The organism is Acidithiobacillus albertensis (assembly GCF_001931655.1).
GTDB lineage: Bacteria > Pseudomonadota > Gammaproteobacteria > Acidithiobacillales > Acidithiobacillaceae > Acidithiobacillus > Acidithiobacillus thiooxidans.
This window is the reverse complement of the sequence record NZ_MOAD01000038.1, coordinates 1-9,799: the sequence shown is the minus strand read 5'-3', so window position 1 is coordinate 9,799 and position 9,799 is coordinate 1. Positions and strand designations below refer to the sequence as shown.

The 9,799-nt window shown below is 48.5% G+C and carries 10 protein-coding genes; 9 read left to right on the top strand and 1 reads right to left on the bottom strand.

Translation table 11 applies throughout. From position 1 onward, the window contains the following. The 9 genes from BLW97_RS16985 to BLW97_RS16945 all read left to right on the top strand — a co-directional run. On the top strand, positions 1-136 hold a 136-nt coding region (locus BLW97_RS16985), incomplete at its 5' end, for a transposase (protein ID WP_143214908.1). 440 nt (positions 137-576) lie between these two features. Further along, positions 577-1,791, top strand: a complete 1,215-nt coding sequence (locus tag BLW97_RS16980) for a TrbI/VirB10 family protein (protein ID WP_075324031.1) — start codon at positions 577-579, stop codon at positions 1,789-1,791. A 4-nt stretch (positions 1,792-1,795) separates the two neighbouring features. Further along, positions 1,796-2,191, top strand: coding sequence for a TraV family lipoprotein (locus tag BLW97_RS16975; RefSeq protein ID WP_075324030.1), 396 nt, complete (start codon positions 1,796-1,798; stop codon positions 2,189-2,191). After that, entirely contained in the window at positions 2,192-4,789 is a 2,598-nt protein-coding gene (locus BLW97_RS16970; RefSeq protein ID WP_075324029.1) for a VirB4 family type IV secretion system protein, read from the top strand. It begins immediately after the preceding gene. After that, positions 4,786-5,988, top strand: coding sequence for a hypothetical protein (locus BLW97_RS16965; RefSeq protein ID WP_075324028.1), 1,203 nt, complete (start codon positions 4,786-4,788; stop codon positions 5,986-5,988). The genes BLW97_RS16970 and BLW97_RS16965 overlap by 4 nt, the downstream gene beginning before the upstream one ends. Then, entirely contained in the window at positions 5,985-6,593 is a 609-nt protein-coding gene (locus tag BLW97_RS16960; protein WP_143214968.1) for a hypothetical protein, read from the top strand. The genes BLW97_RS16965 and BLW97_RS16960 overlap by 4 nt, the downstream gene beginning before the upstream one ends. Then, the gene (locus BLW97_RS16955) at positions 6,550-7,398 is read left to right on the top strand and encodes a thioredoxin domain-containing protein (protein ID WP_158025223.1); all 849 of its coding nucleotides are present in this window, start codon (positions 6,550-6,552) and stop codon (positions 7,396-7,398) included. The genes BLW97_RS16960 and BLW97_RS16955 overlap by 44 nt, the downstream gene beginning before the upstream one ends. Next, positions 7,395-8,714, top strand: a complete 1,320-nt coding sequence (locus BLW97_RS16950) for a hypothetical protein (RefSeq protein WP_075324025.1) — start codon at positions 7,395-7,397, stop codon at positions 8,712-8,714. Before BLW97_RS16955 ends, BLW97_RS16950 begins: the two co-directional genes overlap by 4 nt. Continuing rightward, positions 8,715-9,677: a hypothetical protein gene (locus BLW97_RS16945; RefSeq protein WP_075324024.1), complete on the top strand. Its 963-nt coding sequence runs from the start codon at positions 8,715-8,717 to the stop codon at positions 9,675-9,677. On the opposite strand, the gene BLW97_RS19255 is transcribed toward BLW97_RS16945, so the two are convergent. Beyond that, a partial coding sequence (locus tag BLW97_RS19255) for a transposase (protein WP_143214904.1) occupies positions 9,666-9,799 on the bottom strand: 134 nt, incomplete at its 5' end. The two genes, BLW97_RS16945 and BLW97_RS19255, sit on opposite strands and share 12 nt — an antisense overlap.

Genomic DNA, 9,799 nt, shown 5'->3' with positions numbered 1-9,799 from the left:
CAATGGAATTCTGGAAGGTTTCAACAGCCTCATTCAATCCGCCAAGGCCAAGGCTCGGGGTTACCGCACGCACAAGAACTTTATCAACATGGCCTACCTGATCCTGGGCAAGCTGGATCTCAGGCTACCCACTTGAAATGACGAGGAACCGGAACGATTTATATTGCGGATATTAGTAGAAAGCTCTCTTATACGCCGATTGTCCAAGTCAGAAACGCCACAAGCAGTTTCCATGACGCATTACAACAGGCCGCCAAGATCACACCAGAAACCTTTATGCGCTCCATGATACGCGGGAACGTCATGCCAGGGTTCTCGGCAAAACGTGTGAATACGGTAATTATGTCCACACCGCCTTACACCATTGTCGCCAGAGCCGTTATAAAAAGCCCAGAAATGACCGGAATTATTGCTACCTGGAAAAAAGACTCACTCCAACCGTCTGTGCGATTTAACCCTGTTACCTTTACTGTCCACATTCCAGGTGCTGGAAAACTGCGAATGGTGAGCACCAATAAGTGGACACTTTCCCAGGGACAAACGGCGACAATGTACCTAGTTTTTACGAGGTGATGGATGGGAACAGATAACACAAGAGGTGGTAAAAACAAAAATAAAGAAGCCCTTAAATGGATAGGCGGGATGGTTATCGCGGTTATATTAATCATCCTTGTGGCCTTGCTTACGTCCACACCGGGCCGCCTTAGCCACCCCGCCGAACGCGCACCTAAGCCAACTCCTAAAAATAATTTACAGATGGGTGGTCTTGGAGAAGGTCAGTTTGGACCGCTGTATCAGCAGCGGATTTCCAATGAAATCAAAAGTAATTTTGCCCAGATGGAAAAAAAGCAGAACCAGAAAATAACAAGCGTTCAAGCGCACCAGAACCAGGAAGCGGAACAAACAGCCAAAATTCTTAAATCGATACAAAACCAACAGGCTGAATTGCAAAATGAGATTGCCTCAGAAAAAGAAACTGAGCGCAATCATAGCAGGAAGATTACCTATCACAATATGAACGAAACAGGGAACGGGCAAAGCTCTCGATTCACTGAGACCCCAGGCCAAGCTATGTCAGGCAGCACACCGCTCAAGAACACAGAAGATAAAAAATCAAACAAGAAATCTCCGGTAATCGCGTCAGACGGTTTTGTTCGCGGCAGCCTTTTGAACGGAGTAGTAGCCACTGAAAATGGTGGATCCGCTTCAGGCGGTGCTGGTAATAATTACGCACTGATCAATGTGAACGGCACTTTTCACGCAGCCAATGGATTCTCGTCCGATCTCAAAAATTGCTTTGTCCAGGCTCAGGCTTTCGCGAATTTTTCTGCATCCAGGGTAGAGTTCAAACCGACCAAGTTGAGCTGCAACATGCCAGACGGCCAAACCAAAAATTGGGCAATTGGGGGCTGGGTCGTAGGCCAGGATGGTGTCGAAGGCGTGAAAGGCGTCGTACATGAGAACCTGGGTAACGAGGTGGCAGGGCAAGCTATCTTGGGGGCGCTTTCTGGTGCTTCAAGTGCCGTTGGCCAAGGTCAATACACCACCACTTACTCGAATAACGGCGGAGGTGGATCCTCCATATTGACCGGCAACCCATATACCGCAGCTCTAGCCGGTGTCGCGCAGGGTGGCGCTCAAGCTGGCAGCAAGGCCCTTCAACAATACTTCAACTTATACGAACCATCGATCCAGGTCGGCGCCAATACCCCCCTCACGGTGGTGATTACTGACACCATCCCGTTGCCAGAATCTGGATCCATGCTCACACGTAATTTTAAGAAAGGATGAAATAATGGCCATGAAAAAAATCGTAAAAACATTTGGATCAATTGCCATTGTTGTCGCCTTAGCGGGATGCGCTACCCCAGGGCATATCGTCGTGAAAACCATGTCGATGCAAGACGCTTACAATCACGCGCAAGGTGGCGGGTCAAATATCGTGAAGCAACTAGCGAAATCGGCTTCCTTCCAGCAGCCGCTTTATACGCCACCGCCAGGCATTGGCATTGTAGAAGCCCCGAAGGTGGCAATGGCCTATGTTTATCCATGGGTTGATGCCAACGACACTCTGCACATGGGTACATGGGTTGGCATCCCTATTACTGGATTCCGGTGGAAAACTTCTGGTGGGGTACAAAGCATCCCTAATGTCAATCAGAGTGAAAGCAGCATATCCGGGGATAAATAAATGATTGGCACAAAAATTTTCAACCAGACGAAATATGACGATATAGAAAACGATCTGGATCCCGGTCCAAAGGTGTCAGATTACATACCTCCCTATTTCGTCCCACTCAATATGGGGAAGGCGGGTACCATCTACATCATGGAGGATGGATCCTTTGGTATTGTCTGGAAGATAGGGGTCCCCCCGGTTGAAACCATGTTGAATGGTGATGCGCTTGTCTCTGGCGCAGTTTCCAAAGTGCTGTCCGCACTGCCAAGTGGTTTCTCCGCACAAATCATGCCCATGCGAACCAGCAATATTGCCAAGTATATTGATGCTTACCTCAACACAGCTGGCAGGGACGAGACGGCGAAGCTTTTTGCGGAGGAAACCGCGAAGCGCTGGCTGGACGCTAGGCGTGATGGCTTTTTCCCGGAAAACCCCGACATCAACTTCAAACCGGTTGACCAGGACATCATCATCACTTTGCGCACCGCTCCGTACAAATGGGCAGGTGGTTTAAGCTTGATTGACTCGCTTATAGGCGCAATTTCTCTCAAGCATATCGAGAAAAAAATAGATTCAAAACTCGCCGATAAAATTCGTGCGTTTAATCGAACCTGTAGAACCATTGAAAGACAAATTTCGGCGGTTGGGTTGAGTTATTTGCGAGCCAACGAGAATGAGCTCTCAGCCGTTATTCAGAAAATGTTTTTCCCAGATCGGGATCGCTCAGCACGCGCACCAGTTTATCGTCAGGGTGACGTTCTTGGTGACACCATTGCATCTATGGGGCCGATTGGCATAAGTGACAATGGCATACAAACCGGGAATACGCATTTCAGGATGGTCACGATGACCACCCAGCCGTCGGCATATTACAGCGGCATGGTATCCGAGCTAACCAGCGAGTTCGGAGATGTCATTATCGTCGCCAATATTCACGTTCCGGTTCAGGCTCTCGCCATGGCTTCACTTAAAGTCCAATCTTTCATTGGCAGCAGGATGCAAACCGCTTTTAACAAGGTGGAGTCACAGGAAGCAGAAGCATCAATGGTCCTCGCTCAAGAACGGGCCTATCGGGGCGAAAAAATGCTTTCTGTGATGTATGGCGTCATCATCCAAGGGGTTAGCCCAGATGACGCAGACGATATGGCAGACCGTGTTTGCGGATTTCTACGCGCGCGTAACATGGAGGCCAACGTCGAAACCATCATTGGCGCCAACACCATCCTTCACTCATACCCGCTGGCCCAGGACAAGAAAATCAATTCATGGCTGGCCAGGCACCGCCGCTTGCTCTCCACTGATCTGGCCGACCTGATTCCACTGGGAGGCGCATGGGAAGGTGTAACAAAGAATCTGTTCAAAAAAGACGAAGCCATTGACGATACCGCCATTGAGTCCATGCCGCCAGTTATCTATGCCAGCAGATGGGGAAACCCCCTATTTGTAAACCCGGCTCTGGCTGAGTCTAATCCACATTTCTTGGTTGCTGGTGGCTCCGGTTCAGGTAAATCGTTCTTCGTGCATGATTACATCAAGCAAATGTGGCGGCTTAACAATGTACGAGCAACGCTCATCAGCATCAAGCCGGATTACAAAAAACTCGCCAACTTACTAGGGAAGTATGTCGAAATTGATTTAGATAATCCGGTCAGCATCAACCCTTTCGGCGGGAAACCGACGAAGGCCAATCAGGCCTTTTGGACCACAGCACTGATCCAGGCGATAACACAGGGAAAAAACACTCAGGAAGTCGATAAAATCGATGAAGAACTACTATCTTCTTCCGCGCTTCAGGCGTCACAAGAAAATTATGACGAAGCCACAGACACAATTAAAAGGGAAACCTTACTCAAGGATATCCTGACTGTCCTGCGCACCAAGGGGGAAAAGGGGGAATTACTCGCGCAAAAAATGAAAGCATATGAATCCGGGCAGTTTTCTAAACTCGTAGACTCCCCACGCGAAATTAAAGATGACGATCGATTCATATTTTTCAATCTTGCAAAACTTTCGGGCATGCAATGTCAAGGATTTGTCGTGCTTTCCTTGTTCCATTTCATTAACGATATTATGTATGATCCCAAGCTTATTGGCGTAAAAAAATTACTGGGTATTGATGAAATCTGGAGCTTACTCAAAGATGAGTATTCGGCCGATTTCCTGGATACTTCATTTCGTGCCTACCGCTCTCTTGGCGGGCAGGCTTTTGCTATCAGCCAGAGAATGGCTGACTTTGATTCCCCGGTCGGCCAGGTGATTCTGGCGAATACCGCTACGAAATATGTTTTACCACAGAGCGAAAGTGAAATGGAAAAACTCGGGAAATACATACCAATGAGCAAAAACGATCTAGCTTTGGTACGGTCACTCAGACTGAAAAAGCGTTATTACGGAGAGTTTTACGTCAGCATGGAGGGTATGCCCTCAACAGTGGGAAGAGTGGTCCCTGATCCGCTTTCTTACGCCCTATCGTCCACAGATCCAACCGATACCGCCATTTTTGATAAACTGTTGCTTCAAGAAAACAATGACAATATGGCTTCTCTCAAGAGATTTGTCAGAGAGTACCCGTATGGTATCAGGGCAGATAATATTCAGGGGATAAGATGAACCAGAAACTTTTAGACATGCTGGGCAAGAAAGGTTTAGGGAAAAGCGACATATCCCGCAAAGAACCTATCGTGAGCGCCAGTGACCCGCTTATTGATGAGGCTTTAAGTGACACGCCTGTAAACCTGCCTACAGACCACGAGACACCTAATAATGACGATTACAAGATGGAACCGGAACAACAAACGGCGAACCTGGAGCAATCTTTAACACCGGAGCCCCACATCGATGACCCTCTTGTTGAAGGCAACCATGGATTAGATGACGCAGACGTGGAAATTTCTGCCCCAGAATCTTATTCGGGGCATTCCAGCCTAATGACAAAAAAGAAAAAAATTGTCATTTTTACTACTGCCGTAGGAGTGCTGCTCGCCATATCCGTGTTCGGCTATGAAGAAATGAAAACGGAAAATATTGCGTCTGCGCAACTGCATAAAATACGTTCGGAACAGCCAAAGACGCTTTCCGGGGAACTGGGGAGCACCAAGACCACAAAAGCAGTAAGGTCAACCAATCCTGCTGCGGCAGCTGCGGCGTCGTTAAATCCGGACATCATTCAAAAACAAATGAAAACGGAAAAAATCACTACGCCGATTATCAACACCGAAACAAATCAAACCCACAGTAGTGTGCCTCCTGATTCTCCACCAAGCCCAAGCGTACCCGCCTCAACGCCTTCAGGCGGTGAAAGTGCTTATGTACGTTGGGCGGATAGCCAAATTCACCAGGGCGCCGCCCCCAAGGAGCCGATTATTCCCAGCTCCGCACTGAGCGACACACCTCCAAGTGGCCCGGGGTTGAATACTGGATATACGCCATCAACGAACGCGGCGAATAACTACACGCCACCAGCATATTCACCTCAGCCTGAATACCATAGGCCATCATTTGGATTGGCTATACCAGGCGCACAACAAGGACCCAGCTCAAAACACATTCTGTCATTGCGGAACAGTGGCCGCATTACTGCATCGGTCACGCAAAAAACCCCGCCACCTTATGAAGTGCTCCGGACAGTGGATAGATCGGGCGAGGAATATGCCTACGTTGTCCGAAATGGTGATATAAGCACTGGCAAATGGGTTTCCTACGGGCATCGCTTTGCTTCTGGATGGATCCTAGGCAAGATCAGCGTCGCCTCCCATTCCGTATCATTCAGCGCCCCTCAAGGCTACTCCGTGTCGGTCGGCGTGCGATGATGAGGCTTAGAAAAATAAAGCTTACGCTGATGCTAACGGCATTTATCATGATCCCATGTCATGCGTATGCTGAAAACTTCTCGGGCACGATTACAGATGGTGAGCCGTGCTCTAAAGCAGATCTTTTCCGCTCGAATCACGGTGATTTTGAACTATTGCCAGGGCAGACAAAAGGCATAAAGGGCAATGTGGAAATTTCTGGTTTGGTTTATCCAAAAGCCAGCATCTGTAAGGTTTACCCGTTCCTCAGAGTAAAAAAAATAGCCAGAGAAGGCCACGCCAAAAAGAAAGTGGTTGCACCAGGGGCACCGGGAAAAATATCAAAGATCACCGTGTTTACCACTAAAGCTTTAGCTGGAAAGGCTATGGCTGAGGCGGTAAAGCTCAAACAATCGCACTCGCGAACGGTCGTAATACTCAAAATATCGGGTGCGAATATGGAAAACCTCGCACAATTGGCTGTGGCCATGCATCAAGAGCACATCCCATTCCGTAAAGGCCTTGAAATTACAGAAGCGGGACGAGGAAGCCCTACGAGCGGGGTACAGATAGATTACGCCAATGGCACGCACAAATGGGATCTACATGGTATTCACGGCGCGTAAGACTTCCGTGGCGCTCATAGTCGCGTTTTGCTTGAGTTGCGGGCCAGCCTCATGGGCCGATTCTTTTTTGACGCCGGGCGTTATTGGCTCGAACTGCGGGTCATTTCTGACCCCAGGACAAATGACCGCGTGCCTTAAAAAAAAGAAAGTCATCCAACTCAAGGAAAAGAAGATTAAACCAAAGGCAACTCTGGCCACCCGCGAGAAGTCGTTTTACAAAAACTACGGGAAACCGCCCAAAGCAGCGGCCACAGCCCTACTTGACCCCACACCTTCGCATATCAAGGCATGGGCCCTGGAAGAAATCAGGCAACAGGATAACGCAACCGAGGTCGCGGCCGCCTTGACCAGAGAAGAAGAAAGCCTGGAGAAACAAAAACAGAAAATCCCTGCAGCATTAGCTCTGGCGGCAAAAATCCCCAATTACTATGGAGATGACATGCATGTAGTCCTTTGGGGAGAAACCCCGAGGCTTTGCCCGGGTTGCGCCGAAGAAGAGCAGGTCATACAAGCCATAGCCACAGAAAATCCCAATATAACGGTTTCGGAGAATCTGGTTGGGGCTGGATCCCTGCAAGATGCCATACGATACGCGGCAAATAGCTGGTTTGACTTTAACGTCAACCCGGAATCTATTAAAAATGCAGAAAAAATGGGCGTAAATAGAGTGCCAACTTTAGTAATTACTGATGGCGAATACCATAAAACTATCAAAATCGGCGGGGAAACTGGCATAAAGTCCCTGAGAAACGACATCATTAATCTTAGAAAACAAGATATTGGACAGGTGGAGAACACCAGATGAAAACCCCCAAAAAGCTTGTATTGCTCATCCCGGCATTCCTGTTGGCCATGTCAGCGGCCCAGGCCTCAAGCCTCTATTCTTCTGGCGACGGCGAAAACACCATGCAGTTTGGAGCCGCCATAGGCTCTGGGTCGCTATATTCACCAAACAGCTCCGCGACTGCCAACATAGGCTTCAATGGAAGTCTCGGCGTGAGCTGCTCAGGCATCAATCCGGAAGCATTCATCCAATCCATCAATCCAACGGCCATCATCAACAAATTCAAGAACACTCTGATTGGCGGCACCCAGGCTGCGCTTGAAAATTATCTTCTGGCAACCGCTTACTCTAATCCGACGCTCGCTTCCGTGATGAACATGGAGAACAAGACGCTGAACCTCAATTTTTCTCAGTTTGCCAGCCAGTGCTCCATGCAACAGGCAAAAGCGATGGGCGCTAACATGGGCGCACGAAAAATGGCTCAGGCACATAATGAGTGCTTTGAACAACAGATTGCCAGTGGGGTAGGGGCCTCGCAAGCATATACAAATTGCGTCAATTCAAGCAGCGCACTCAGCAGTATTGTCAGCAACAAATTACCCGAAAGCTTCGGAAATATCGGATTCCTCAAAAATTATACCAACATGAATGTGACGACCAGAATCGAAAGCCTCATGGGATTACTTCAAGACACAAAGGTTGGGGACAACTCCGCCGGCAGTGCTTCACTGGTTGTTAAACCGCCAGAAACCACCGTCTATGATATGAATGCCAATATGCAGACCCATGTAGCCTATGCCCTGAACGAGATTTTGGGCGGAACGCCAGCTTCACAAATCCCGGATTGCACCTCGTCCGCACTCAATAAGCCGGCAGCGGCTGATAGTGGTACCGGTGCCTGTCTGCCCTCTCAAGCGCGGAATATTGTCGGTTCTTCAGGGTTTTCTGCCGCAGAAGAGCTACCACCCCAGGCACAGAGTCTTTATGTGTCTGCCTTGTCAGGTCAAATAGCCATTACCGACATCCGCGCTCAAATTATCAAGCTTTACCAGGACGTTGAGAAAACATCGCTCAAGATTGCATCCAGCAGTTCTTCAACAAGCAGTACAGCATCCGCAACGACTACGGATTTGCTGAACAAGAAAAAATCTCTCATGAAGCAGATTTCAATGCTGCAAAATCAAGTCAACGCTATGCAGAATTATGAAAACTCAAAAGCCAGAATTGCACAATCAGAAGTGGCTGCCGTCCAGCTTAACGAGAGCCAGCTGAGGAACCTGACTAACCAGAATGAACCCAATCCAGTCAGCAACACCAACCCGAACGGAGTCTTATAAATGGAATCCGCACCCGTACAAATGGTCATCAACATTTTTGCCGCTGTTGGGTTCACTCTGACAGGCTCAATCATCAAGGGGCTTATTGAGTACGGCGGCTGGCTATTTTTCGTATTAGCGGTTTTCGGTGTATTCCACACCATTTTTATAAGCATCGAAGAAAAAGACGCTATCCTTCATGTGATTAAAAAATTCGCTTCAATATTTGTAGCACTATTGCTTTTTTATTTCCCCGTACAGGTGGCCATAAACGATGTAGTCGCTGGAAGCACGGGCACAACCATAAAAAAATCAGTACAGGGCAACTCAATCCTGTCTTCAATGACGAATTTTTCGACGTCCTCATTAGGGCTGGTGAATGGAATCACGTACTTAGCCTATCAAATATCATCCGGCCTCCCCGCTCTCGCCCAGGAAATCGCTGGATCATCTGGCAAGGACCTGTGGCCTGGCGTTGAGTCTGCCATAGACACGGATCTCAGCTCGGCCATGCAGTCCAATGACCCGCAAATTGCCGCAAACATCGCACAGTGGAAATTTGTACTGGCCCCTGCCATTTTGAAATCAGATCCTAAGTTGGCAACCGCACTGGAGAGTAACTCACAACTTGGATATGTCTTTGCGAATCCCTATAGCACAAGCAGCGAAACCGATCCGCAATACGGGGCTGATGCAGCGACAGTCAAAACTTTGTTGAAGACAGATCCACCAACACCGAGCTTTCCTGAGATCGTCAATCAACAACAAAGTGAACTCGCGGATGTTGCCGCAAAATACGGTTCAGTGGTGCCGTTTTCCGCAGGAACCAGCTCGTCCACATCTTCTAGCACGTCAAACACCCCAACCTATGTGAATGTGAAGCTTTTCAGCAAAAAATACTGGAAACTCAATCAGGATGTCTCTGCTTATGACAGAATCCACAATATTGTAACTCCGGGGTTCCTCGTCATTTCAAGTGGGTAGCCTGAGATCCAGCTTGCCCAGGATCAGGTAGGCCATGTTGATAAAGTTCTTGTGCGTGCGGTAACCCCGAGCCTTGGCCTTGGCGGATTGAATGAGGCTGTTGAAACCTTCCAGAATTCCAT